A 26,088-nucleotide genomic window follows, 5' to 3' on the forward strand; every position below is an offset into this window, starting at 1 on the left:
CCGGCCACGTGGCCGGAGATCGAAGGCCTGGCGTTCCGGAAGAACGGCCAGGTGTGCGCCACATCGCCCCGCCGTCTGATTCCCGACCTCGACCTCCTCCCATTCCCGCTTCGAGACCCGAAGGCAGCCACGCACCGCGGCGTCGGCATCCGCTCGCTCGCGGCCAGCAGGGGCTGTTACTACGACTGCACGTTCTGCAGCATCCACGAATTCTACCGGCGAGCTCCGGGAGCCATAAGGCGCACCCGCTCCCCCGAGAACGTCGTGCAGGAGATGGAGAGGCTCTTTTGCGAGTTCGGCGTCAGGATCTTCATCTTCCAGGATGACGATTTCTTCGCGCGTGCCCCTCGCGATCGTCAATGGGCCGAGGGGTTCCTGGCGGCGCTCGAGGCCCGAAAGTTGGCAGGCGAGATCGTCTGGCGCGTCTCGTGTCGCGTGGACGACCTGGACGCGCGGCTGCTGGGCGCGATGAAGGCAGCCGGACTGTCAGGAGTGTACGTTGGTGTCGAGTCGGGGAGCGAGCGGGGGCTCGAGACGTTCAACAAGCACTACGCGCCCGACGACGTGGACGCCGCGCTGGCGCTCCTGCGAGACGTGGGACTGCCGTTCGAGTTCGGCTTCATGATGTTCGAGCCCTACAGCACCATGGAGTCGGTGCGGCAGAACATCGACTTCCTGAAGGGGGTCTGCCAGTACGGCGACCCCCTGGTCCACTTCTGCAAGATGTCACCTTATGCGGGCACCGCGATCGCGCGGCGACTGGCGGCCGAAGGAAGGCTCGAAGGCTCGATCGCCTGCCCGGACTACCGGTTCCTCGACCCGCGCCTCGACCTCCTGCAGGCGTTCTACGCCCAGACCTTCAATTTCAGGAACTTCGACGAGCGGGGACTGGTCGAACGCCTGAGATTCGCGAAGTTCGACTGTGGCGTCGTCGAAAGACTGTTCGCGGGTGCGTACGACGCGAAGGCCTATCGCGAAGCGGTGTCCCAACTGATCCGCGCGAGCAACCAATCGGCCGTGGAGACCATGGGGCTTGCGGCACGCATGATTGAGTCGCGTGATCTGGCGGACATCATCGATCACTGGGAGGTCCTCGAAGACCTGTCCCGGGAAGAGCGGCTGGTCGAGAAGCGCGTGTCCGTGGCGCTGGATCGCCTGATGGTGGAGTACGGATTCGAAGCGTCACCCCGAGCGGATGCGCCACTGACGACGTGCTGGCCCCCGGCGGACTCGGCAGAGGAGTACGCGTGAGGTGGGGGCGTTCGCGCGACCCGCGTGGTAGTGTTCAACGATGCCGTTTGCCTTCGACACGGATCCTGCCTGCTGCGCCGCCGCCCTCGCACGGCTCGCCGCCATCGGGTTCGCGGAGCAGACCGTCCGTGACCGCCTCGGCCTGGAGGACATCAACGACCTCCAGGCCAAGGCCCTTCCCATCTACCGTCAGGAGCAGATCCAGGAGCGGGATCTCCTGGCCTCCGCCATCGATCTGTTCCTCCTCCAGGGCCAGATCCCGTTTTCTGAGCTGGACAGACTGTTCGGCCCGCCGGAACAGGAAGCCCTGTTCAACGCCGGCATCCTGGCGCGAGACGGCGCACGGGTGCACGCCGAGGCCACCCTCTATCCCGTCGGCCAGAACCTGATCTTCTCGGACTATGCGTGGCCGCAGTTGCTGAAGGCCGGCTACTCCACCGTCGCCAGCGATCAGGTCATGTATGTGGGCACCGACAGCCGATGGCTGGCCCGGGCCACGGTGCGCAAGCCTGTCGGCTCTGCCCTCGACCTCTGCTGTGGATCGGGAGTCCAGGCGCTCCTGGCGGCTTCCCATGCCGAACACGTCACGGCCGTGGACGTCAATCCACGAGCCGTCCGGTGCACGGCTTTCAATGCCAGGGCCTGGCGGCTGTCGAACCTCGAGGCCGTCCAGGGCGACCTCTATCAAGCGGTGCGCGACCGGCGGTTCGATCTCATCACGGCCAACCCGCCCTTCGTGCCGGCGCCCGCCCAGGAGGTGGGCTTCCGGGACGGGGGCCCCAGCGGCGAGGAGATTCAGCGACGCATCGTGGAAGGCCTTCCGCGGCATCTGGCCCAGGGAGGCATCGCCCAGATCGTCACGGAACTCGGAGAGCGCGATGAGGAACCGCTCGAGCGTCGCCTTCGCGAATGGCTGGACGGCGCTCCGATGGACATCCACATCCTGCGCCTGCGCCTCCACTCCGCCAAGGTCTACGCCATCGGGCACGCCGACGGGGACGATCACACGGCCATCCTGAACTCGGTGGGACGATGGGCCGCCAACCTCGAGGTTCAACGCTACCGCTCGGTCCGGTCCGTGCTCCTGGCCTTCCAGTGGAGCAAGACCCCCTGGTGCAGGGTCGACGACGCTCTGCCCCCTCAACGCGATGCGGGAGCGGAAGTGGAAGAAGTCTGGTTGGCCGAACGCCTCTCCAGGAGTTCCGAGCTGCGGACCGGCCTGCGGACGGGGCGGGTCGAGCGCACGGGCCCCATCGCCCTCCTGGAAGCCCGGGCCCTGGGCGTCCAGACGCCCCCCACGGTTCAAGCGCGCCTGGCCGGGCAGGCGATGCCGGTGGAGCACGCGTTGGACCTCGTGGAGCGGGATCTTCTCACGTGCCTCGACCAACCCGTGGCCACCGCCGATCTCGTCGCCGCCGCCGACCGGGCTGCCCTGTCCGAAGCAACCGTGCTGGACGCCCTCGTCTCCCTGGTGCGGAAAGGCCTCATCAGGCTGTCGTCCTCTGCGTGACAGGTGAGTCTCGATCGCGATGGCGAGCGACGGCCTCGAAGCCGCACGCCGCGCCAGTTCGATGATACGCTGTCACCATCTGCCGGCGGCAGCGGTACGACGACCACCCGGAGCCTTCCGCGCGGCACGTTGGCTCGAAACAACGCGTTATGCCCCCCAGGAGACGGTCGATGGCGAACACTCGGTTCGTGGTGGCACTCGCGGGCGCCCTGTTGGTCGGCCTGACAGCCACCTCGTCGGCACAGCAGGCCGATGCGGCGAATTGCAAGGACCATCCAATGTTCTCGCGGATGAAGAACTTCGTCATCAACGAGTGCAAGACGGCCTTCGACGAACAGGAGGTCTACCTCGCCGAAGGCTCGAAGACGGTCGAGGGCCGGAAGACCGGGATCTCGTACTCCCTCGTCGAGGGCACCCAGATGCCGAGCCCACTGCAGATCCGGCGCAACTACGGCAACGCGGCCAAGACCCTCGGCGGGACGGTGCTCTACGATCAGGATCGCCACCTGACGGCCAGGGTCGTGACGAAAGCCGGCAAGGAAGTCTGGCTGCGCGTCGAAGCGTTCAACGAGGGCCGGGACTACACGGTGGATGTGATCGAAGTGGAGGCGATGACGCAGGAGGTGGCGGCGAGCGACATGCTCGACGCGCTCAACAAGAATGGCTTCATCGCGCTGTACATCAATTTCGACACCGGCAAGGCGGACATCAAGCCGGAGTCGCAGGCCACGATCGCGCAGATCGTCACGCTGCTGAAGGACAACCCGGCGCTGAGGGTCAGCGTCGAAGGCCACACGGACAACGTCGGCACGGCGGCCGGCAACAAGACGCTGAGCGAACAGCGCGCGAAGTCCGTGGTGGCGGCCGTCGTCAAGGGCGGGATCGCGGCAGGCCGGCTCGGTGCCGTGGGCTGGGGGCAGGAGAAGCCTGTAGCGGACAATCGCAGTGAAGAGGGCCGCGGGAAGAACCGCCGCGTCGAAATCGTGAAGAAATAGCCTTCGCCTGAGGATGCAGCCGCCCACTCTCGTGCTCGTCGTGCCGTGCTACCAGGAAGCCGCCAGGCTGCGCGCGCCGGCGTTTCTCGATTTCAGCGCGAGCCATCCGAACGTCTCCCTGCTCTTCGTGGACGACGGGAGCACCGACGAGACGTGGGCGGCGCTGCAGCGCATCGTGAGTGTCGCGCCAGACCGGATCGCCGCGATCCGGCTCGAGTCCAATCGCGGCAAGGCCGAGGCCGTCCGGGTCGGCACGATCGAGGCGATTGCCCGGCGGCCGACGCTGGTGGGCTTCTGGGACGCGGACCTCGCCACGCCGCTCGACGCGGTGGACGACTTTCTCGCGGTGACCGCAACCCGCCCGGACATCGAGATCGTCCTGGGGTCGCGCGTGATGCTCATGGGGCGGACCATCGCGCGAACGACGCTTCGTCACTACCTCGGACGCGTGTTCGCGACGGCCGCCTCCCTCTCGCTCGACCTTCCCGTCTACGACACCCAGTGCGGCGCCAAGGTATTTCGCGCCACCGACGCGGTCGCCGGCCTGTTCGCCACACCGTTCAAGAGCACGTGGACGTTCGATGTCGAGCTCCTCGCGCGCTATCTGAACACCCCGGCGGAGGACGGACGCCCCATCCGCCAGGCGCGCATCTACGAACTGACGCTACGGACCTGGCACGACATCCCGCGATCGAAGCTTCGCCTGGCGGACGGCGTCCGGTCGATGATCGAACTGATGGCAATCTGGCGCGCCCGCCGCGCTGGCCGGGCCGCCTGATACTGCCAAATACCGCCTCCGCTTTCCCCCTGGTTCGCCGTAGAATCGTCCTGCCATCGGTGACCGCACACAGGTGTCGGACTTGCCGCAGGTGGAGGTGCCGTGAGAACAGGAACCATGATGACCATTCTGGCTGCGACCGCGATTGGACTTCTCGCCGTAGCCGCGTCTGCCCAGACGAACCGACGGCTCGACGAGCTTCGCAAGTGGGCGGTCCACGACGAAACGCGCCCGATGCCCCCGGTGGTCGATCCGGGACCCGCCGGCGGCCCTGGCCCCGTGCCCGCGGACGCGATCGTCCTGTTCGACGGCCGCGACACCTCAGGGTGGACGACGGCGAACGGGACACCGGCCACCTGGCTCGTGCGCGACGGCTACATGGAGGTCGTCAAGAAGTCGGGGTCGATCCGCACGAAGCGTGGGTTCGGCGATTGCCAACTCCACGTGGAGTGGGCCGCTCCCGCGGCAGCAATCGGCACGGGGCAGGATCGGGGCAACAGCGGCGTATTCCTGATGGACACGTACGAGGTCCAGGTCCTCGACTCCTACGATAGTAAAACGTACGCGGACGGCATGGTGGCCGCCATCTACGGGCAATACCCACCGCTCGTCAATGCCAGCCGGAAGCCGGGCGAATGGCAGACCTACGACATCGTGTTTCACGCCCCGCGCTTCGACGGCAGCGGCGCGCTGCAATCGCCGGCTCGCATGACGGTCTTGCACAACGGCATCCTCGTCCAGGACAACGAAGAGCTGACCGGCCCGACGGCGCACAAGGCGCGTCCTCCCTACAAGGCGCACGCGGACAGACTGCCGATCTCGCTTCAGGACCACAGCCACCCCGTCCGCTACCGGAACATCTGGATACGGGAACTGGACGGAGGGCGGTAAGGCAGGATCCGGGGGCCAGGACTGTAAGTACTGGGGGTCAGCGGATCCGGGATCGCGGGTCTGGGGTCGATGCGGAGCAACCCATGAAGGCACATTCCGTCGTGCGGCGTTCGGCGATCGTCGTGTCCCTGCTCGCCGCCGGCTTGCTCATAATGGGAGCCGCCGCACCTGCGCAGAATCCCCTGCCAAAGAAGAAGGTGCTCATCGTATGGGGCGGATGGGAGGGCCACGAACCAAAGCAGTGCGTGGACCTCTTCGCTCCCTGGCTGGCCGAACAGGGCTTCGACGTCGAGATCTCGCACTCGCTCGATTCGTACAGTGACGCGGCGAAGATGAAGGGCCTCGCACTCATCGTGCAGGCGGTCACGATGGGACAGCTCGCGGCTGAACAGCAGAAGGGCCTGCTCGATGCCGTCCGTGGCGGCGTCGGCATCGCCGGCTGGCACGGGGGACTGGCGGATTCCTTCCGCGCCAACCCCGACTACCAGTTCATGATCGGCGGCGCGTGGGCGGCTCATCCGGGCGGGATCGTCGACTTCGCCGTCAACGTGACGAAGCGCCAAGACCCCATCGTGAAAGGCCTGGCAGATTTCCGGATGCACTCCGAGCAGTACTACATGCTCGTCGATCCGAACGTGGAGGTTGTCGCGACGACCACGTTCGGCGGGAAAGCCGCGGAGGCCGCGCCGTGGATCACCGGCGCCGTGATGCCGGTCGTCTGGAAGAAGCTGTATGGCCAGGGCCGAGTCTTCAACACGACGCTCGGACATTCCGCAGCCGACTTCAACGTGCCCGAGGCACGCGAGATCGTCAAGCGCGGGCTGCTCTGGGCTGCGCGGATGCCGGGCGCCGGCGACGATCCGCAACCCACGAACCCGTATCGTCTCGAGGTCAGAAAGTGAGCCCCTGCCGCTTCACGAGAAACCGATCCCACAGCGATCGCTCGATGTAGACCGTCAGCAGCACGCCGGGCCGCAGGCCGTAGAACTCCGATACGTACCGCTCCCCGAGGGCGGCGTCGATCACGGCGGCATGGGCCTGTGACGCCACGATGACCGGGGCGCCGGCGAGCGGTTCCGCGTCGGCCGCCCGCGTCCAGTAACCGACACGTGCCATGCCACGCAGGTACCAGGGCAGCGGCCACTGCTCGTAGGGACCAGCGATCACCTCAATCAACATCCGCTGCCGCTCGGGATGAAGAGCGGCCAGGTCGGTGACCCGCTGCACCAGGCGGAGGAAGTCGGGGCTCGTCTGGGCGTAGGCGTACGGATTCCGCGGGTCCGCCGGATACCGGAAGTTGGCGTGCCAGTCCTGGAGCGCCAGATGGCAGGTGGCGGCCAGGAACACCACGATGATGAGGCTCCGCAGGCCCCGTGTTTGTACGGTCCCGAGGATGGCGGTTGCGCCGTATCCGGCCATCGCGACGAGACCGACATAGAAGGGCAAGACGTTCCACGGCGTCTTGTAGGGAATCGCGGAGAACGCGAGCGCGGTGATCCACGAGTACAGGCAGATGTACCGAGGCCAGAACCGTCCGTGCACGTCGTTTCTGAACGCGAAGATGGAGCCGGCGATCGCGAGAAGCAGGACCAGCGCCTCGGTCCAGACCAGGCCCCCCGACGCTGCGAACCAAAGCAGACGCAGGTAATAGTCCGACGGCTCGGCGTGCGATCCCGCGCCAAGCCCGCGATCCGCGTAGATGGAGAACGCTCGAATGGATTCGAGGAGCCCGGCGGGATGTCGAAGCAGCGACGAGTACAACACGAGAGCGATCGCTAGCGCCGCCGCGCATCCCAGTGCGAAGTGCGCGAGGCGCTTCCCCGGTGTGACGCCGGCTGTTCCGATTGCCGCACCCGTTCCAGCAGTCGCGGCCCGCGCCACCGCGCACGATACGAGCGCGGTGGCGAAGACGATGACCGAGGTCTCCTTGGTCGCATACGCCAGGCCGGCGAAGACTCCCGCGGCCGCGGCCCATCCGGCACGGCCTCGCTCCGCACAGCGCCCAACCGCGATCAGAAACGCGACCGCGAAGAACGCCAACAGCGATTCCTGGATGTAGTAGCGGCTGTAGTAGGTCAGGACGGGCGAGACCGCGACCAGTACGGCGCTCGTTGCCACACTTCCGCGCCCGAGCGGTGCGGCCAGGAGCGGCAGCAGCAGGATCACTCCGGCGCCAAAGAGGGCCGGCACGAGCCTGAGCGTGCGCTCGTCGAGCGAGGCCAGCGTCGTCTGGCCGCGTGCCCATGCGACTGGCAGCGTGAGGTAGTACAGCGACGGGCCGTGATGATCGTTCCGGTCGTACCGATACTCGCCGGTCTCGAGCAGCGTGCCGAACTTGACGGCCTGGTTGGCCTCGTCATGGTGCATCGGCCGTGCGTCCGGCCAGGCCAGGCGGAACGCCAGCGCGAGGGCCACCGCGGCCGTCAGCACGACCCAGAATCGAAGCCTGCTCATGAGAGCGGCGTGCCGTACACCTCCACCTCGACGTAGTGGTTCAAGTCGTTCGTCGTGTTGCCGCTCGAGTAGAACCGGACGTACCGGCCCCTGGCCCCCTTCGGATCGAAGAGGCGGCCCTCGCTCGTCTCGATGTACTCCTTGTTGCGGCCGACGCCGAGACCGGACGTGTTGTCATGGTCGTTGTTGAAGACCGTGGTCACGCCCTTGAGGAAGTCCTTGTCGTCGGACACCTGGACGACGACATCCCGATAGACACGTGCCTGGCTGTGGTAGTGCCAGGCCAGGATGGCGTGGAGCGCGCAGGACGCGCCGAGGTCGATCTGAATCCACTGCTTGCCCGGCCCCAGCTCGACGAAATAGCCGTCGCCGCCGTCCTTCTCGCCGTCGGTCACCATGCTGAGCTCGCCGATGACCGGCTGCATGTCGCTCGACTTCACGGGCCGGTTGAGCGAGAGGAGCTTCGTCCCTTTCGGCACGTAGAAGGGCTCCCGCGGCTTGCCGGTCACCACCTCGAGGTTCGCGCTCTTGATGTTCGTCGGCGTCCCGATGAACATCGGTTTGGGCAGCTGCAGCTTCAGCTCTTCCTTGTCGGGTGCCGCCTGCCGGGCAGCGAGCGGCACGAGCAGGAGACCGAAGAGCGCCGCGAACGCCAGGATGTGCTTGTTCACCGTTGTCCTCACCGTTTCATGTCCTTGTCGAAGGCGACGTCGGACGGTGCGAAGTTGATCCCGCGCACGAAGTCCAGCGACTCGCGCGCGCCGAACTCGCGGTCCATGCCGTTGTCCTCCCACTCGACCGACAGCGGCCCGGCGTAGCCGGCGGCGTTGAGTTCGCGGATGATCTCTTCGAAGTTGACGTCGCCGTGGCCGAGTGACCGGAAGTTCCACCCGCGCCGCAGGTCGCCGAACGGCAGGTGCGAGCCGAGGATGCCGGCCCGGCCGTCGAGCGTCACGCCGACATCCTTCATGTGTACGTGATAGACCCTCGACGCGAACGCGCGGATGAAGAGCTGCGGCTCGAGCCCCTGCCACACGAGGTGGCTCGGATCGAAGTTGAATCCGAGCGTGGGCCTGTCGTCGAACTTCCGCACGAGGCGTTCGGCGGTGTAGAAGTCGAATGCAATCTCCGTCGGGTGGACCTCGAGGGCGAACCGCACGGCACGCCGATCGAACTCGTCGAGCAGCGGCGTCCAGAGTCCGTGAATCTCCTCGAACGCCGCCTCCACCATCTCTTCGGTCGTCGGCGGGAACGCGTACCAGGCGTGCCAGATCGGCGATCCCATGAACCCCGTCACCACGTGGCACCCCATCGCCTCGGCCGCGCGCGCAGTGGCCACCATCTCCTCGGACGCCCACCGACGAAGCGCCTCGGGCTTCCCTCTCGTGTCGGCCGGTGCGAACGCCATCAACCGCTCGTCGTAGCGATCGCCGACGCACTGCCCCGCCAGGTGCGCGCCGAGCGCCCAGCACCCGAGCTTGTGCCTCTCGAGAAGCCTGCGCTTCTCCCTCGCATAGGCCGGATCGGTCGCGGCCTTGCGGACGTCCATGTGGTCTCCCCAGCAGGCGATCTCCAGGCCGTCGTAGCCCCACGCCGAGGCCTTGCGGCAGATCTCCTCGAACGGCAGGTCGGCCCACTGGCCGGTGAACAAGGTGACGGGTCTGCTCATGCTGTGCTCCCAGGGCCTCCACCGAGGCCGGCGGTTCAGAACCTGACCCAGGCGGCGCCCTTTCGCGAGCTGGCGACGCATGCTTCGATGAATCTCACGCCGCGGATGCCCTCGTCCACACCCGGGAAATCCAGGTCTTCAGGCGCCAGCGGCTGGCCGGCGTTCTTCTTGATCAGCGCGCTCACGAACGCGAGGTAGATGTTGGCGAATGCCTCGAAGTAACCTTCGGGATGGCCCGCCGGAACCCGCGACATCCGCTGCGCGGCGGGATGCAGGGTGTCGCGGCCGCGCGACAGCCGCACGGTGGGCTTCCCCAGGTACGCCACCTCGCAATAGTTCGGATTCTCCTGCGACCACTCGAGCGACCCCTTGGTCCCGTAGATCCGCACGCGAAGACCATTGTCCCTGCCGATGGCCACCTGGGACGCCCAGTAGAGTCCCTTCGCGCCGCCCTTGTACTCCACCAGGATGGATGCGTTGTCGTCCAGTGCGCGGCCGGCGACGAAGCGGTCGAGGCGTGCGAGCAGCGTGCGGATTTCGAGTCCGGTGATGTGCGTGACCATGTTCTCGATGTGGCTGCCGATGTCACCCACGCAGTTGGAGATCCCACTCCGACGCGGGTTGGCTCTCCAAGCCGCCTGCTTCTGGCCAGTGCGCTCGAGCGGCGTCGCCAGCCACTCCTGCGGATACTCCGCGGCCACGAAGCGAATGTCGCCGAGTTCGCCTTGCGCGACCATCTCGCGCATGTGCCGAACGATGGGATATCCCGTGTAGGTGTAGGTGACCCCGAACAGCAGCTTCGCCCGCTTCGCCAAAACGCCGAGCGCCCGAGCGTCGGCACTCGAGGTGGCGAGCGGCTTGTCGCACACCACGTGGATGCCGTGCTCGAGGGCGAGCTTCGCAATCGGAGCGTGCAGATAGTTGGGCGTCACGATGACCAGGAAATCGATCCCGTCCACTCGCTTCGCCTCCGCGCGGATCATCGTGCGGTAGTTCTTGTACAGCCGATCCGGCGCCAGGCCCAACGACCCGCCCGTCTCGAGCGTATTCTCGTAGTCTGCGGAGAAGCAACCCGCGGCGAGGTCGGCCAGACCGTCGAACGCGATGGCCTGCCGGTGCACGCTGCCGATGAAGGCGCCCCGCCCGCCGCCCACCATGCCGTACCGAATCCTGCCGCCAGTGGCTGCCGCTGCCCGTCCTTCAATGGTCATGATCGCCTCACGACTCGTTCTTCTTCATGCGTGTCCTGATCTTCTCGATGGCGGCCTCAGCCTCGGCCTTCACCGACGGTTCGCGCAGGAAGCTCGCAGCAAGGTCCAGCGCCTCCCCGCAGGGAAACTGCGTCAGCGCCCCGAGCACGAGCTTCTGCTCCTCCGGCCGCCACGCAAAACCCGCAGCCGATCTCAGGTCAGCGACAGCCGCCTCAGGATCCCGGTAATTGTCCAGTCCGACGGTACGGACCAGGCCATGGATAGCCAGCAGGCGGTGGGTCTCGTTCCGGGAGTCCCGCGCCAGGCGGAAGATGTCGTCGCGCGCGGCGCCCGTCGGCCACGCCGTCAGCGCACGCACCGCGGCGTCATACACCTCCGGATCGGCGTCGCCGAGCGCCCCTCTCACCACCGGCAACGCGCTGGCCTGACCAATCAACGGGAGCACGGCAATGAGTCGCCCCTTGGCCTTGGGATCCTTCTCCGCCGCCAGGCGGGTCGTCACCGCCCTCGACTGGTCGTTGGCGTTCGCCATCTTCCGCGCGAGGACGCCAACCGTCGTTTCCGCTTCCGACAACTCGCGGCCATCGTCGGCTCGGAGCAGCATTTCGAGCACCGCAGGAACGTCAGACGGCGTACCGATCACGCGCAAGGATCTGAGCGCCTGCACCCTCACCCCGGTCGACGGCGAGCCGAGCGCGGCGACCACGACGCGCTCGGCGACGAACATCTGCCGGTCGGCCGCCGCCAACAGCAGTGCCCTCTCGACATCTTCGGTCGGCTTCGTCCCGAGCAACGAGAGGATCTCTTCGTCGACGGCACGGCCGGTCAGCCTTCCGAGCGCGGAACGGGCCGCCCCCTGTTCGGGGCCGCGGGCCTTCGCGGACTTGTCCAACAGGAATCGCACGACTGTGGCGTCGCCCGCCGCAGCCAGCGCGTTGGTCGAGGCGATTCGGACCATTGTCGAATCGCTTCGCGCGGCGAGAAGGACCGTCGGGAGCACCCGTTCTCTCGGGTAGGCGGCCAGCACGCTCAGCAACCGAAGCTGCAACGGCTCCGGAAGGCGAGGCAGGAGCGAACAGATTGGCTGGATCGTGTCGGGCGCCACCACGTCCCTGATCTTCGTGATGGCCGCTTCCTGGAGGCCGGGATCGGATCCACTGAGCAGGTCCATGAGGACCGCTGCTCCACGCGGCCCGCTGGTCGAAATCCTGCCGATGGCGATGGCTCGACGCAGTGGACCAGGCAGCGACGCGTCAGCCCAGAGCGTGTCGTACAGCCGCAGGGCGGCCGCGTCGTTCTTCGCCGCCGCAAAGGACTCCGCGCACGTCATCACGGCCGATGCAAACACCGGCTTGAGATCCGGACGTGCGATCGCGAATGCAGCCGTGAGCGCCTGCGCGGCCGCGTCTCCGCCGATGGCGCCCAGCGCAAAGACAGTCGCCCGGGCGAACTCGGCCTGCGCGAGCAGCGGAGCAAGCGCGGGGACCGCGTCCGCGTCCCGCCGTACTCCGATTGTCGAGATGACGGCAAGCCTCGCCGGGCCTGTCGACGTCGTCAGCGCCTGCACGAGCGCACGGCCAGCCACGCTGCCTGGGATCTGCCGCAGCACGTAGAGCGCCATGTCCACGGATCGCTCGTCCTTCAGCAACGCCTGCAGCGCAGGCACGGCGCTGTCGCCGGCGATCAGTCGCAGGTGACGGCAGGCGGCCATCCTGGCGACCGGCGTCGCCGGCGTCTTGAGAAACGCGAGCAGTCTTACTTCGCATTCCGCGCGCCCTGCGGGATCGTTCATCCGGGCGTGGACGTAGTCGCGGAGCTTCCACAGCGCGGCCGACTCGATGCTTCCCTGGTAGGAGGACACCTCCCGAAGGATCGCGTCGAGAGACTCGGCGGCCACAGACGCCTGCGCCCACAAAGCGCGATCGGCTCCCAGCAGAAGGCCGATCGCGATGAGGAGCACGCCGCAGGCCTTGGATGCGCGTGCCGGGGGCAAGGGGTGATGTGTCATCGTTGCACCTCGGATCACGCGGGAACCTGGTACGGCTTCCGGTAGGATCGCGACAGCAGCCGCTCCGCGCCGGCGTCGCCAATCAGCGTCTCGGTGGCAGGGTCCCATTTGATCTTCCTGCCCGTTTCGATCGCGATCACGCCCAGGTGTCCGACGCTCGCGGACCGGTGCGCGACCTCGGCGGGCGCGATGGTCAGCGCGCCGCTCCTGATGCAGTCGAGGAAGTTCTGCTGGTGATCGCGGCTGTGGTACAACCGAGTCTCGTTCGGTCCGATGACCTCGTTGACCAGGTGCGCAGGCTGGCTCTCGAATCCGCCCCGGTCCACCCACACCCAACCGCGCTCGCCAATCCACTTCGTCCCGCTCTGGATTTCCGGGTAGCCGCCAGCCAGGATGATCGGTGTCCCGTCCGCGTAGAGCGTATCGACCCAGTACCGGGTCGGACTGTTGTAGATGCCGGTTGTCGGGAACTCGGCCCGGCCCGAGACCTCGACGGGCCCGGTGTGATCGAGACCCAGCGCCCAGTGCGCGATGTCGAGGTGGTGGCCGACCCAGTCCATCAACTGGCCACCGCCGAAGTCCATGTTCCAGCGCCAGTTCATGTGCACGCGCGCCCTGCAATACGGCGACCATGGAGCGGGACCCAACCAGGTGTCGTAGTCGAATCCGGACGGAGGGTTCTCGAGCTTCTCCTGCCCAAATGTGCCGGCGAAGTCGTGGTGGCCCGACGGAAGCCCCACCTCAACTCGCTGAACCCTGCCGATTCGCCCGTTGCGGACCAGTTCGCACGCGCGGTGGAAGTTCTCGACCGACCGCTGCCAACTGCCCGTCTGCCACACGCGGCCGTACCGTTCGACCGCGTCGCAAAGCGCGCGTCCTTCGCGCAGGCTGTGCGTGAACGGCTTCTCGCCGAACACGTGCAGGCCGGCCCTGAGCGCCTCGATCGACAGGATTGCGTGCCAGTGGTCGGGAACGGCGATCGACACCGCGTCGAGGTCGCCGCGCGCGTACAGCTTCCGGTAGTCCTTGTAGACCGCGCAGTCAGCCGTGCCGTACGCGGTGTTGACGGTCTCCTGCGCCTTTCGCAGCGGGCCGTCGTCGAGGTCGCAGACCGCCACCCATTGGACCTCGTTCTTGCCGAGAAACGAGCGCATGTTGGACGGCCCCTGCATGCCGAACCCGATGCCGGCCATGACGATGCGGTCGCTGGGCGGAGTGACTCCGTGGCGGCCCAGCACTGACGCCTCGACGATCGTCGGAAATGCCGCGGCACCGGCGATTGCCACGGGTGCCTGCTTCAGGAATTCCCGGCGGGAACACGAAGAGTGCTTGTTCATCGCATCCTTTCCAGGGACATCTGCCGCGGTCGAACATGCCGCCAGGGATGCAACTTCCTGTGTCGGGCGTGGAAGCTGTCCTATAATGCGCGCGATTCTACAACAGGCGTTGGCCGGGCGAATAGGAATGTGCCTGGCGCACCGGCAACCCGAGGAGCGACGACCATGAACCGAAGCCGCGATCTGACACGCCGATCGTTTCTTGGAATGGCCGGCGCCGTGCCGCTGGCCTGGGGACTGGCGAACGCGTCGACGGCTGCGGAGGCCGGCAGGCTCCCGATTGCCCTTCAGCTCTACTCGGTCCGCCGTGACTGCCAGCAGGACTTCGACGGCGCGCTCGAGCAGGTCGCGGCCATGGGCTTCGAGGGCGTGGAGTTCGCCGGCTACTTCGGCTACGCGGACAGGGCGCGCGAGTTGAAGGCGAGGCTCCAGTCCCTCGGGCTGAAGGTGGCGGGCACGCACATCGGCCTCGACACGCTGCAGAACGACGCGCTGAAGCGGACGATCGACTTTCACCAAGCAATCGGTTGCCGTTTCCTGATCGTGCCAAGCAATCCGGCCTTCACGGACCCCGAGAAGAGCAAGGCCCTCGCCGAAACGTTCAATCTGTTGGCGGCCACGTTGAAGCCGCTCGGCATGGCCTGCGGTTTCCACAACCACAAGGCCGAGTTCCAGAAGGACGGCGCCAAGACCTACTGGGACCTCTTCGCCGAGCGCACGAGCCAGGACGTCATCCTCCAGCAGGATTGCGGGTGGACGTGGGCGGCCGGCTTCGACCCAGTGGCCTACGTCCGGAAGTACCCCGGACGCACGAAGACGACCCACTTCAAACCGACCATCCGGCAGGACGACGCCGGAAAGAGAGCCATCCTCGGACAGGACTCGGTGGACTGGAAAGCCGTCTACGCGGCGTGCTCGTCGGTTGGCGGAACGGAGTGGGTTGTCGTGGAGCAGGAAACGTACCCGGACGGCAAGACGCCGATGCAGTGTACCCGGGAATCGCTCGCGGGCCTGAAGGCGCTGATCGGGTAGATGGAGGAGCCAATGGAAGCGACGGTAGCCCGTAGGACGTCCGTTCTCGCGTTGATGGCCGTGTTCGGTCTCGGCATCTCCTTCATCATCATTGGAGCGATCTCCGAGGAACTGAAGAGGGATCTCGGTGTGACGAACGCGGAGATCGGCAACCTGGTTCTCGCGCTGTTCCTCACGAGCGTGGTCGTGCAGCTCATCACCGGCCCGCTGGTGGACCGGTTCGGGCACAAGCCGCTGGCGATCGTCGGGTTCCTGGTCGCGAGCCTGAGCATGTTCCTGATCGGGCTGGCGCCGAACGTCGCCACGGCGTTCGTCGCGTGCATCCTGCTGGGCATCGGCGCCATGTGTCTGAACACCGTGGGCAACACGCTCATCCCCGTGGTGCTCTTCGACGGCAAGGACCCGGCGCGCGCCAGCAACTTCGGCAACGCGTTCTTCGGCCTCGGCTACGTCATCACGCCGTTGCTGTTCTCGCTGATGGCCGGGGCGGGGCTCGGCTACAGGACCGGCGTCTACCTGCTCGGCGGGCTGTTCCTCGTCTTCCTGGTGGCCGCCGTCGGCTCGACGTTCCCGCGCGTGTCCACCGGCTACGAGTTCTCGATGGCGTTCAAGTTGCTCGGCAAACGGGCGGTGCTCGTCGCCGCGCTCGCACTGTTCTGCTACATCTCGCTCGAGATCAGCATGGCCACGTGGAGCAAGCCGTACATGACGGAGTTGTTCGGCGGGGCCGCGAATCCTGGGGCCGTGTCCAGGGCCGGGCTGATCCTGAGCCTGTTTGGCGTGGCCATGATGGTCGGTCGCTTCCTGACATCGATGGTGAAGAACCTGACGACCATCGGCGTCAGACTGATCGCGGCGATGGCCCTGGTGGCGATGGGAGCCATCCTCACGATGATTCTCACAGAGATCCCGGCGCTGGCCGTCGTGGCCGTGGTTGTGACGGGCCTGGTCTTCGCGCCGATCTTCCCGACGATAGTCGGCGTGACGTTCGCCAAGTTCGAACCGAAACTCTACGGCAGCATTTTCGGGATCATCTTCGCCGTCGGGCTCCTCGGTGGCACGTTCGTGCCGCAGATCATCGGGAGCCTGAGCGTCGGCGCGACGATCCAACAGAGCCTCCTCATCGTGCTGGCGATGGCGGCGGCGCTGTTCGTGATCTCGCTGTTCCTCAGGTCGAGATCGGAGTCTGCCTCCTGAAGTCCGGCTCCTGGCTCCCGATCTCGACAGGTCCCCCGGCCACCCCCGCGGGTGTGGCCGGGATCGCCTAGAACGTCCAGCCGCTGCGGTAGTGGTGCTGGACCAAGTCGTTCGCTTCCGGGTGGTTCGTGACCGTCATCCTGGGACCGTCCCACACGAGCTTGACTCCGGGGAACGCGACACCGAGATTGCCGAGCAGCACGGCCTCGGTGAACGGACCGGCGTAGTTGAAATCCGAGACGGCCTTCGTCTTGCCCTTGATCGCGTCAATCCAGTTCTGCTCGTGGCTGCCGACTACTCGCGCGATCGACTTGCGCGGGCGCTTGTAGGCCTGCATGCGCCGCTCGGGAATCAACCGCGGGCTGCCCGAGTACGTCTCGCACATCAGCTTCCCCTTGTCGCCAACGAAGATCGTCCCGCTCTCGGGCAACGTACGATCCGGTTCCAGTTCCTCCGGACGTTCGGGAAGCAGGCCTCCGTCGTACCAGTGAAGCTTCACGGCAGGGTACTTCTTGCCGCGGTCCGGGAAGGTGTAGTGGACGATCGTCGCCGGAGGATAGCTGTCCTTGTACTGCAGCCTCACGTTCGACGTCCCGCCGCCCTCGCGCGGGACCTCGATGACCTGGTAGGCAAGAAACGCGGTCACGCTGGTCGGATATCCGAGTTTCAACGCGGTGTAGGCGGCATCCATGACGTGACACGCCATGTCGCCGAGGGCGCCGCACCCGAAGTCCAGCCACGAGCGCCAACTGAACGGGTGATAGGCCTTGTGGTATGCCCGAAGCGGCGCCGGTCCGAGCCAAAGGTCCCAATCGAGACCGTCGGGCACCGCCGGTGTGTCGGTCGGCCTTGGCATGCCCTGCGGCCAGATCGGTCGATTCGTCCAACAGTGCACCTCGCGGACCTTGCCAATCGCGCCATCGGCAATCCATTCCTCGATGAGCCGCACGCCCTCGCCCGAGTGCCCCTGGTTCCCCATCTGGGTGACGACCTTGTACCGACGCGCGGCCTCGGTCAGCGCCCGCGCTTCCGACACGGTCCGCGTCAGTGGTTTCTGGACGTAGACGTGCTTGCCCAACTGCATGGCGGCGATCGCGATGACGGCGTGGCTGTGGTCGGGAGTGGCGACGATGATCCCGTCGATGTCCTTCTGCTTCTCCAGCATCACGCGGTAGTCGCGGTACCTGGTGGCGTTCGGAAACTCCTCGAACACCTTCGTACGAGCAGCCCGGACGCGTGCCGCGTCGCTGTCGTCCACGTCACAGAGCGCGACGACGTTCTCCGCGGCACACGCCTTGGTGTTGGCCGTCCCCATGCCGTGGACGTACCCGACCGTCGCGATGTTCACGCGGTCGCTCGGCGCCTGGTACCCGGGCCCGCCCAGCACGTGGCGCGGCACGATCATGAATCCGGCGGCGGCCGCCATGCCTCCCACGAACCTGCGACGCGAGATCCCGTTCGCGAGCGTGTTCTGATCGTCCATGTCCGTTCCTCGGGTTCAGGTTGTTGTCCGACTCTCAGGGGTCGGGAAGTGTCTCACCTCGCCCTCGAGGATCCAGGCTTCGAGCCCTGAGTACTGACGACAGCAGCGTTCGATTTCATCGAAGGCGTTCACCATGAACGCGGTTGAGAGCGCATCCGCCACGGCTGCAGCCGACGCCTCGACGCCCGCCACGCGGCAGATGTCCCCAAGGACGCTGCGCGGCGCGGAGACCCAGGCGGCAGGCCTCGATCGCACCGGCGCCCGATCACGCGCATTCCAGATGTGCTCGCCCTTCTGGAGCCCCGACGCGCCGAGCGCCTGCTGTCTGGCCTCGAGTCGCGCGAGAATCACGGTCGGCGTCGCAGGACGGCTGAGGGTCAGCGGCCACCCCCCGAGTCCGGACGGCGGGTCCAGCGCCAGGACCGAACTGTAGCCGGCATCCACGAGGACCTGGGTGACCTCCCAGTCTTCCAGAATCTCCGCCATCCGATCCACCGCGTAGCCCTTGCCGATGGCACCCAGATCGAGGCGCACACCATCGGCCCGCGCCCGCACGAGAAATTCGTCCGGCACCAACTCCAGGCTCTCGAAGCCTGTGCCGACCGACACGTCGAATGCTCCGCGCGTGTCAGCGTAGATGAGATCCGCCAGCCGCAGGCACTGCATCGTTTCGTAGCCGACGACCGTCGATTCCCCGGACGACAGATGGTTGATCCGCGCGATGTCACTGTTCTCGACGAACCGGCTCAGCTGTTGCTCCAGGCGATCGACCGTCTCGAAGGCGGCCCTCGCAGCCTGCCGCGCGTAGCGCTCGTCCGGATGCGCCGACCGGATCTCGAACCGCGTCGCCATGGCCGCGTGCTGGAGCGCGATCATCCCCGGATCTCGTGGTGTCCGCGCATCCACGCCACCAGGGCACAACACGTGAACAGGCCTGAGCATCCGATCAGCGGCCAGACCGCATACCGGTGGACGAAAAACAGGCCGCCCTGCCGGACCGACGCCAGCATCGGGAACATCGCCAGCGTGGCCGACACCGCCGCGGGAATGGCGGCGCTCACCGCCAGCCAGAAGCACAGCTTCCGGCACACCACGACGTAGGGGTTTGCCGCCCGCGATGTTGCCGCGCCGAGGGGCCAGCGCACGCGGTTGACATCCGCGCGGCCGAGGCGATTCCGCTCGGCCCAGAACAGCGTGATCAGCACGGCCCCGGCAATGAAGACCGGCGCCGACGCGACGTGAATCATCAGCCGGTATCCGGTGAGCGCACGCCCTGACAGCAGCGCGGGCCATCCACTGGCCACACTCGCCACGCACGCACTCAGGCCAACCAGATTGATTGCGACCCGCCCGAGTGGTCCTCGTTCGGTCGCTGCCGAGACGCGACCGATGGCCCGCATCACGTACGTCAGCAGGAGCAGCACCAGGACTGTCGCGCCAGCCGTGACGGAGCCCTCGAGCCACGGACGGTAGCGGAACGTGCGAGCGAAGTCGGCGACGTAGCCTGTGTCCAGGCCCTGCTGGAACCGGTTCATCGTCCACGATTCGCCGCGTTCGGACGCCAATGGGGAATCCACTGGCACCCGACTGTAGAAGACCGGCGCGTTCGCGTCATGACAGTCCGTACAGCCTCTTGCGCCGAGAGCCAGGCCAGCCGGTCGGACGTCGTGGGCCATCTGCCACAGATAGGGTTGCGCCGATGGGTGGGCATCCGACGCCATTCGCCCCGATCCGTCCAAACGGTGCAGCCTGCCGCCCGCCACATACACCGGTGTGCCCTCTGCCCTCGGCTCGTCGCGCAGGAGGCCGAGAATCGCCACGACGGTCTGGTTGTCGAGGTTTGGCCAACTCCCGTCGGGCGAGAGACTCAGCTTCACGCGAGCCCTCGACATCACGTTCTTGACGCGGTCGGGCAGAATCGGACGCACCGTGCCGTTCGCCATGCGCCCCCAGAAAGCGGGCCACAACAGCCGGTTCGGCGTCATCACGCCATCGTCGGGCCGAGCGAACACCGGATAGTACAGGTGAGGCAGGACGTCGCCGGACTTGTTGACGTTCAGCCCGCCGAGGCGATGCGACTGGCTGGTCTTGAGCCGACGTGCCGTGGCGCCGGGCGCCGGCCCCGAGTGGCACGCGGTACACGAGAGCTTCGTCAGGTGAATGGGCGGAAGACCCGCGTGCCGTGGATATGGAGCTCCCAGCCGTCCGCGCGCGAACACCCGATCGCCTTCGCCCGCCAGGTGACAACCCCGGCACGACGCAACCGCGGCGCCTGGCCTGCTGGCTGAAGACTCCCCTTCGTACCCACGTGTCATCCCGTGGTCGAGGCCGTTTCGGTGACAATCGACACACGACATGCCGCGCGAGAGGTGAATGTCCTCGTCCGCGTTCCACCGTCCCTGCCCCGTCTGTTCCGTGTCGGCGTTCGAGTGACAGAAGTAGCATCGCCGGGCGGGCACCTCCCGGACGATGTCGAAGACGACCGTGGCGCCAGGGAGGAAGCGCTCCGGCGCGTAGACAACGGCGGGCCGCCTGAGTAGCAACGCGTCCTCGACGAATGGCAGCAGGTAGTCGAAGGTGTTTGGCATCTCCTTCGCGGCACCCGTCACCTGTGCCATGCCGCTCGCGGCCGTGGTCGCCCACCGGAAGTTCTCGAGCGAGAGTTGACGGCCGTACTCGGCGTGATCGTACGCCGGCGACGCGTCGTGACAGGCGAGGCAGTTGGGCTCGAGGTCGCCCGATACCGCCCATCGCGCCATCAACGGCGGATTCGGCTCGCGCTCTCCGGTGATGCCGCCCGGCGTGCGCGCCCCGAACAGCCTGGCGAACGCCCACGGCGTGATGCCGATTTCGTCCGGACCGTATGTGCCCGGCCACCCGTGGTACGACAACGGCAGCTGGGTTCCTGTCTCAGGATCCGCCAGGATCCACGGCTCGCCGCGCCGGCCTGGCATCGGTCCAGGAGTGGCCGTCTTGAAGTGCCAGCCGCGGCTGATGGTCGCCACATCGTGGCAGTCGGACGCGCAGGTTCGAACCGTGGAGAATGGCAGCAGCGGCCGGTCGGAGGGCCGAATCACCTCGCCGTCTGCGTCGCGCAGCTGGATGCGGTGCACGGGGCGTGCGCGGCTGCCGTCGCTCTGGTCGCCCCTCAGCGGGAGCGCGCGCTGCGGCGACGGTGTCGATGCGGGCCGCGTCTGGACCGGGCCCGCGAGGAGCAGGAGGGCCATCGTGAACCCGGCGTCGCGTGCCCACCGCCCGATGCCGGATGCCGCATTCCGGCTCAAGTTCGGACCTCGAAGTCCCCGGGGTCGAAGATCACCGGGCGCCGGAGTTCGACCGCCTCGTTGACCTTCAGCACCGTGACTGCCGTCTCGTATCCCGTGTCGGCCGGACAGGTCAGTTGAGCCCGGCCGCGGACGGCGTCGAAGAAGTTCTCCAGGTGCGGCTGATGATAGAGCTTCTGCGACTGGACGGGAATGGCGTAGCTCGGCGGAGGCGCCGTCTCCCTCACGTCGAGCACCGCCAGCGTCTGCGGCTGCGGCTTCGGCTCGTCTTTCGGCGCCGCCAGAAGGCCGCGCTTCACCAGTGAACCCCAGTCGGGCGCGTTCGCCACGTCGCGGTACACCTTGGCCCTGGCGCCAGATTCGGAGATCTCCAGCGAACCCTGGTCTCCCATGAACAGCTCGAAGTAGCCGCCGAAGCCGTTCGTGGTTCCGGTCTGGTAGAACGCGCGGACCGTGCCCGTCGAGGTCGGGTACTCGTACACCGCCATGACGGTGTCGTACCACTCGTGCGTGTCCGCGCCGTAGTAGTCGGTGCCGCCACTCGCCATTACGCTCCGTGGACGGGCGCCGAGAAACCAGTTGAAGATGTCGATCTGGTGCGACCCGAGGTCCACGATCGGGCCGCCGCCCAGGCCTCGATACCAGCGCCAGTTCAGGAACTGCTCCATCGAGCGGAAGCCATACTTCTCGAGCGTGGCGGGCGGGATCGCGTATTTCGCCGGCATGGTCACGAGGTCCTGCCGGGACCGGTTCCACTGGCCGTTGACCGTGGTGATCCTGCCGAGGAGCGACGCCTCGCGGAGCAGTTTCTGATAGCTGAACCGGTATCGCGGATTGCTGCGGCGCTGGTGTCCGACCTGGACGAGCTTGCCCGATTCTCTCGCCGCGCGCACGATGCGCCGGGCATCCTCCAGCGTGTTCGACATCTCCTTCTCACAGTAGACGTGCAACCCGGCCTTCAGGCAGGCGATCGTGTGATCGGCGTGCCAGAAATCAGGGGTCGCGATGATTGCCGCGTCCAGCCTGCCCTTCTCCTTGTCCAGCATCTCCTGGATGTCGACGTAGGCGGTGTGGACGTGACCGTAGATCCGCAGGCGACCCGAGACGTATTTCTGCCGGTATTCCTTCCAGATATCGCACAGCGCGGTGATGCGGACGTTGGGAATCTTCTGACACGACTCGAGCAGCACCATGCCCTGGTTGCCCGCCCCGACGAGGGCGACCCGCAGGTCGTTGGTGCCGCCGGCGCCCGCGGCCGCCGCGCCCGTGCCCAGCGCCAGTCCTGCTGCCGTGACCTTCAGGAAGTCACGTCGGTCGATTGTCCTGCCGCTGCCGTTCGGGTCCATGATCGTCCATCACTCACCGTGGGCCGCTGCCGACCGTCTCGCGCTTCACCTGCCAAGTGGGGACACTTTAGCGCGGAGCGTCGGCCTTCGCAACGCCGCTAACGGTCGACAACCTCCAGCGGCCCCTTTACATGCCCGCGGTCCGGGCGTAGCATGCGCCCGGACCTGTCCCCCGGAAGACCGCGAGGAAATCATCATGAACAGGAAGACGTGTTGCTTCGTGCTGGCAGCGTCGTTGTCGATCGCGGCCTTTGGGGACGCGGCGCCGGTTCGGCTGGCCAGGACCCCCGATTACCATGCGGGGAAGATCGCGTTCAGCTACCTGGGCGACATCTGGGTGGTGACCGAAGACGGCTCGAACCCAACGCGCATCACCGACAACGCGGGGCGCGACATCAACCCTCGCTTCTCTCCCGACGGACAGTGGATCGCGTTCTCGTCGAACAGGTTCGGCAACTACGACGTCTTCGTGGCGCCGGCCGCCGGGGGATCTGCACGGCGCCTCACGTTCCACACAGGCAACGACGAGGTGCTCGCGTGGACGCGCGACTCGAAGTTCGTGGTATTCCGGGCGTCGCACGGCGACGGCGCGTTCCCCAACACAGCCACGCTCTACAAGGTAGCAGTGGGCGGAGGCCCTGCAGCCCCGCTGCCGGTGGACTGGGGCTGGTGGGGCTCGTTCTCGCCCGACGGCAAGTCCCTCGTCTTCAACCGTCACCCGGCCACCTGGTCGCGCAAGCACTATCGCGGGTCGTACGCGGCCGACATCTGGGTGGCGGACCTGCAGGCCAGGACGTACCGCCAGGTCCTTGCCGGCGAGAGCTACAACCGCTACTGGCCGATGTGGGGGCCGAAAGACGAGATCTACTTCGTCGGCGACCCACTGCCCAATGAGAAGGCGATCAAACCCGGCACGCCCGAGGTGCGGCAGAGCCGCAACAACATCTACAAGATCGCGGCATCTGGCGCCGGCCAGCCGGTGCAGGTGACCAAGCACACCAGCGGCAACGTGTTCTTCCCGTCCATGTCGAGCGACGGAAAGGTGATCGTCTACGAGGGCGATTTCGGCCTTTGGAAACTCGACGTCGCGACCGGCAAGGCCACCGAGGTCAAGGTGGACATCACGACCGAGGAGAAGGAGAACCAGGTCGAGTACGTGACGGTCACCAACGAGGCCGACAGCTTCGACCTGTCGCCTTCGGGCAAACGCGCCGTCATCTCGACCCGAAACCAGATCTTCACGATTGCCACCGATCGCGGCGACATCACCGTGCTGGCCAACGACAAGGGCGCGTCGCGCAATGAGTCGCCCCAGTGGTCGCCCGATGGCAGGACGATCGCGTTCGTCTCCGACCGATCGGGCCGCCAGGAGGTCTACGTCGTCGACGCCAACGGCCGGAATCTCAAGAAGATCACCGACCTCGACACCGACAAGGGACCGATCCTGTGGACGCCGGATTCGAAAGCCGTGCTCTACGGCTCCACCGACAAGAAGCTCTATCTCCACTCGCTGACCGATGCCAAGACAACCGTCGTGACGTCGAGCACGCTGGCCGCGCCACGCGCGCCCTCCATCTCACCCGACGGCAAGTGGGTGACGTTCGTCAAACAGGATCAGACGATGCGAGGCCATGTGTACCTGGCGCCGATCACGGGCGGTGAGGAGAGGCACGTCGCCACCGATGCGCAGGCGTTCAGCGAAACCGGCGCCGCGTGGACCGCAGACGGCAGGTACCTCGTCTTCACGACGTCGGCCGGCACGGGCGGCGGCGTGGCCTCCACCGGCGGGCGTGCGACGACCCAGATGCAGCTCTGGGTATTGGCCCTGCGCGCGCAGGACAAGGATCCGCTGAGCAAGGACATCGACAGCGAGGAGCAGGCCGTGGCGGCCGAGACCGCGGCTCGCGGCAGTCGCGGAGGTGCAGCAGGTGGCGTGCAGCCGGCGCCTGTCGAGGTGAAGATCGAGTGGGAGGGCCTCCTCACGCGCGCCCGGCGCGTGGAGGTTTCCGGCGAGATGATCGGCGGCCTCACGGCGGCGAGGTCTGGAAGCGTCATCGCCTTCACGACGATGGCGGCCCCCAGCACCGGTGCCGCGCCCGCGACGCCCACCATCTATACGCTGAACGTGGCGGATGGCAGCGTTCCAGCACGCGTGCCGGCTGCACCGCCCTCCTCTGCCGTGGACGGCGCCGGACGCGGCACTGGTGGTGGGCGCGGTGCCACGGCAGGCGGCATGGTGTTCTCGCCCGACGGTCGTACGCTCTACTTCCGGTCGGGGCGCAGCATCTACGCTGCACCGGTGGCCGGCGCAAGCAGCGCTGGACCCGCGGCAGGAACCGCCCCGACGGCCGGCGGCCGCGGTGGCCGTGGCGCCACCCCGCCCCCGGCGGCGGGCGCCGCTGAGACATCGGCGAATGCCACGGCCCGCCAGGTGACGTTCACCATCAACACCGAGATCGATCGCAATGCGCTTCGCCACGAAACCTTCACCGAGGGCTGGCGCGTGATGAAGACCCGGTTCTACGACGCGCACATGCACGGCGCCGACTGGAACGCGGCGAAGGCCATTTACGGCGCGCTCCTCGACAACCTCGTCGACCAGGAAGAGCTGCACGCGGTAATGATGCAGATGATCGGCGAGTTGAACGCCTCGCACACCGGCGTGAGCGCCGGCGCGCCCCGTGACGGCGAGCGGCTCCAGCCGCAGACCCGCTATCCCGGCTTCGAACTCGAGGCCGACGCGTCCGGCTTCTACAGGGTGGGGCACATCTGGAAGGACGGTCCCGCCGACAAGGACTTCGTCAGGATCCACGAGGGCGACTTCATCATCGCGATCGACGACCACGAGCTCAAGACCACCGAGGACTACTGGCAGTTCCTCACGCTCGCCGCGGGCCGGAAGTTCCACTTCCTGCTGAACGGCAAGGCGGCGAAGGATGGCGCCTGGGACGTCACGATCGAGCCGATGTCGGGCCAGGCGTACGCCAATGCCCAGTATTCGAAGTGGGTGGCCGATCGAGGCGCCCTCGTCGAGAAGCTGGGCAACGGCGAAATCGGCTATCTCCATATCCGGGCGATGGACGCCCCGTCACTGCGGCAGTTCACGCTCGATCTCGCGGTGAACCGCACGAAGAAGGCGCTCATCATCGACCAGCGCTTCAACGGCGGCGGTGGCATCGACCAGGAGCTGCTGTCGATCCTGGTGGGCCAGAAGTATCAGTACACGCGCGGCCGTGACGCCGGAGCGGACGTGCCGCGGCCGCTCGAGACGTTCTACGGCCCGATGGTGGTCATGCAGAACGAACGCTCGGCGTCGGATGCCGAGATGTTCCCGCAGGGCTTCAAGGACCTGAAGCTCGGCAAGACGATTGGCGTGCCGACGATGGGCGCGGTGATTGGGACCGGATCCTTCACGCTGGCCGACGGCTCGGCGATTCGCACGCCTGGCTCCGGCGTATGGACGGCGAGCGGTGCCAACATGGAGAACTTCGGCGTGAAGCCCGACATCTACGTGGACAATACGCCGGAAGACCTCGTGAAGGGCCGCGACGCCCAGATCGAGAAAGCCGTCGACGTGCTCAGGGCGGAGATCGCTGCGGGCAGGAAGAAAGGACTGTAGTCCGGCGGGCGCAGGGGCCGCGC

General features: G+C 66.8%; 19 protein-coding genes. 9 read left to right on the forward strand and 10 right to left on the reverse strand.

What is annotated here, in order from left to right; genetic code table 11:
* The 6 genes from VGK32_02730 to VGK32_02755 form a co-directional block, all read left to right on the forward strand.
* The coding region (locus VGK32_02730; protein HEY3380652.1) for a radical SAM protein at nt 1-1,251 on the forward strand (1,251 nt) is incomplete at its 5' end.
* Nucleotides 1,252-1,291: 40 nt separating this feature from the next.
* Entirely contained in the window at nt 1,292-2,761 is a 1,470-nt protein-coding gene (locus VGK32_02735; protein ID HEY3380653.1) for a methyltransferase, read from the forward strand.
* Between the two features lie 170 nt (nt 2,762-2,931).
* Nucleotides 2,932-3,756, forward strand: a complete 825-nt coding sequence (locus VGK32_02740; protein HEY3380654.1) for an OmpA family protein — start codon at nt 2,932-2,934, stop codon at nt 3,754-3,756.
* Between the two features lie 13 nt (nt 3,757-3,769).
* The gene (locus VGK32_02745) at nt 3,770-4,534 is read left to right on the forward strand and encodes a glycosyltransferase (GenBank protein ID HEY3380655.1); all 765 of its coding nucleotides are present in this window, start codon (nt 3,770-3,772) and stop codon (nt 4,532-4,534) included.
* Nucleotides 4,535-4,651: 117 nt separating this feature from the next.
* Nucleotides 4,652-5,425 carry a DUF1080 domain-containing protein gene (locus tag VGK32_02750; GenBank protein ID HEY3380656.1) on the forward strand — a complete coding sequence of 258 codons (774 nt, stop codon included), beginning with the start codon at nt 4,652-4,654 and terminating at the stop codon, nt 5,423-5,425.
* An 83-nt stretch (nt 5,426-5,508) separates the two neighbouring features.
* Nucleotides 5,509-6,327 (forward strand): ThuA domain-containing protein, encoded by an 819-nt coding sequence (locus VGK32_02755; GenBank protein ID HEY3380657.1) that lies wholly within the window; start codon nt 5,509-5,511, stop codon nt 6,325-6,327.
* Here the strand turns inward: VGK32_02755 and VGK32_02760 are convergent.
* The 6 genes from VGK32_02760 to VGK32_02785 are packed head-to-tail and all read right to left on the reverse strand — an operon-like array spanning nt 6,317 to nt 14,104.
* Nucleotides 6,317-7,879: a flippase activity-associated protein Agl23 gene (locus VGK32_02760; GenBank protein ID HEY3380658.1), complete on the reverse strand. Its 1,563-nt coding sequence runs from the start codon at nt 7,877-7,879 to the stop codon at nt 6,317-6,319. The two genes, VGK32_02755 and VGK32_02760, sit on opposite strands and share 11 nt — an antisense overlap.
* The gene (locus VGK32_02765) at nt 7,876-8,550 is read right to left on the reverse strand and encodes a hypothetical protein (GenBank protein ID HEY3380659.1); all 675 of its coding nucleotides are present in this window, start codon (nt 8,548-8,550) and stop codon (nt 7,876-7,878) included. The genes VGK32_02760 and VGK32_02765 overlap by 4 nt, the downstream gene beginning before the upstream one ends.
* Nucleotides 8,551-8,558: 8 nt before the next feature.
* Nucleotides 8,559-9,548, reverse strand: a complete 990-nt coding sequence (locus tag VGK32_02770) for a sugar phosphate isomerase/epimerase (protein ID HEY3380660.1) — start codon at nt 9,546-9,548, stop codon at nt 8,559-8,561.
* A gap of 35 nt (nt 9,549-9,583) precedes the next feature.
* A complete protein-coding gene (locus VGK32_02775; protein HEY3380661.1) occupies nt 9,584-10,759 on the reverse strand; it encodes a Gfo/Idh/MocA family oxidoreductase in 1,176 nt (391 codons plus the stop codon).
* A 7-nt stretch (nt 10,760-10,766) separates the two neighbouring features.
* Nucleotides 10,767-12,767, reverse strand: a complete 2,001-nt coding sequence (locus VGK32_02780) for a HEAT repeat domain-containing protein (protein HEY3380662.1) — start codon at nt 12,765-12,767, stop codon at nt 10,767-10,769.
* 14 nt (nt 12,768-12,781) lie between these two features.
* Complete coding sequence (locus VGK32_02785) at nt 12,782-14,104, reverse strand: Gfo/Idh/MocA family oxidoreductase (protein HEY3380663.1); 1,323 nt, start codon at nt 14,102-14,104, stop codon at nt 12,782-12,784.
* Between the two features lie 165 nt (nt 14,105-14,269).
* Between VGK32_02785 and VGK32_02790 the strand changes: the two genes are divergently transcribed.
* Complete coding sequence (locus tag VGK32_02790) at nt 14,270-15,136, forward strand: sugar phosphate isomerase/epimerase (GenBank protein ID HEY3380664.1); 867 nt, start codon at nt 14,270-14,272, stop codon at nt 15,134-15,136.
* 12 nt (nt 15,137-15,148) lie between these two features.
* Complete coding sequence (locus VGK32_02795; GenBank protein ID HEY3380665.1) at nt 15,149-16,333, forward strand: MFS transporter; 1,185 nt, start codon at nt 15,149-15,151, stop codon at nt 16,331-16,333.
* A gap of 67 nt (nt 16,334-16,400) precedes the next feature.
* Here VGK32_02795 and VGK32_02800 read toward each other — a convergent pair whose 3' ends face one another.
* The 4 genes from VGK32_02800 to VGK32_02815 are packed head-to-tail and all read right to left on the reverse strand — an operon-like array spanning nt 16,401 to nt 22,446.
* Nucleotides 16,401-17,816 carry a Gfo/Idh/MocA family oxidoreductase gene (locus tag VGK32_02800; protein HEY3380666.1) on the reverse strand — a complete coding sequence of 472 codons (1,416 nt, stop codon included), beginning with the start codon at nt 17,814-17,816 and terminating at the stop codon, nt 16,401-16,403.
* Between the two features lie 15 nt (nt 17,817-17,831).
* Entirely contained in the window at nt 17,832-18,692 is an 861-nt protein-coding gene (locus VGK32_02805; protein ID HEY3380667.1) for an FAD:protein FMN transferase, read from the reverse strand.
* The gene (locus VGK32_02810; protein ID HEY3380668.1) at nt 18,689-21,100 is read right to left on the reverse strand and encodes a hypothetical protein; all 2,412 of its coding nucleotides are present in this window, start codon (nt 21,098-21,100) and stop codon (nt 18,689-18,691) included. Before VGK32_02810 ends, VGK32_02805 begins: the two co-directional genes overlap by 4 nt.
* On the reverse strand, nt 21,097-22,446 hold the full coding sequence (locus VGK32_02815; GenBank protein ID HEY3380669.1) for a Gfo/Idh/MocA family oxidoreductase: 1,350 nt from the start codon (nt 22,444-22,446) through the stop codon (nt 21,097-21,099). The genes VGK32_02810 and VGK32_02815 overlap by 4 nt, the downstream gene beginning before the upstream one ends.
* Before the next feature lie 196 nt (nt 22,447-22,642).
* Here VGK32_02815 and VGK32_02820 point away from each other — a divergent pair, with 196 nt between their 5' ends.
* Entirely contained in the window at nt 22,643-26,065 is a 3,423-nt protein-coding gene (locus VGK32_02820) for a S41 family peptidase (protein ID HEY3380670.1), read from the forward strand.
* Nucleotides 26,066-26,088: the final 23 nt, after the last annotated feature.

It is taken from the genome of Vicinamibacterales bacterium, assembly GCA_036504215.1.
Classification (GTDB): Bacteria; Acidobacteriota; Vicinamibacteria; order Vicinamibacterales; family Fen-181; genus FEN-299.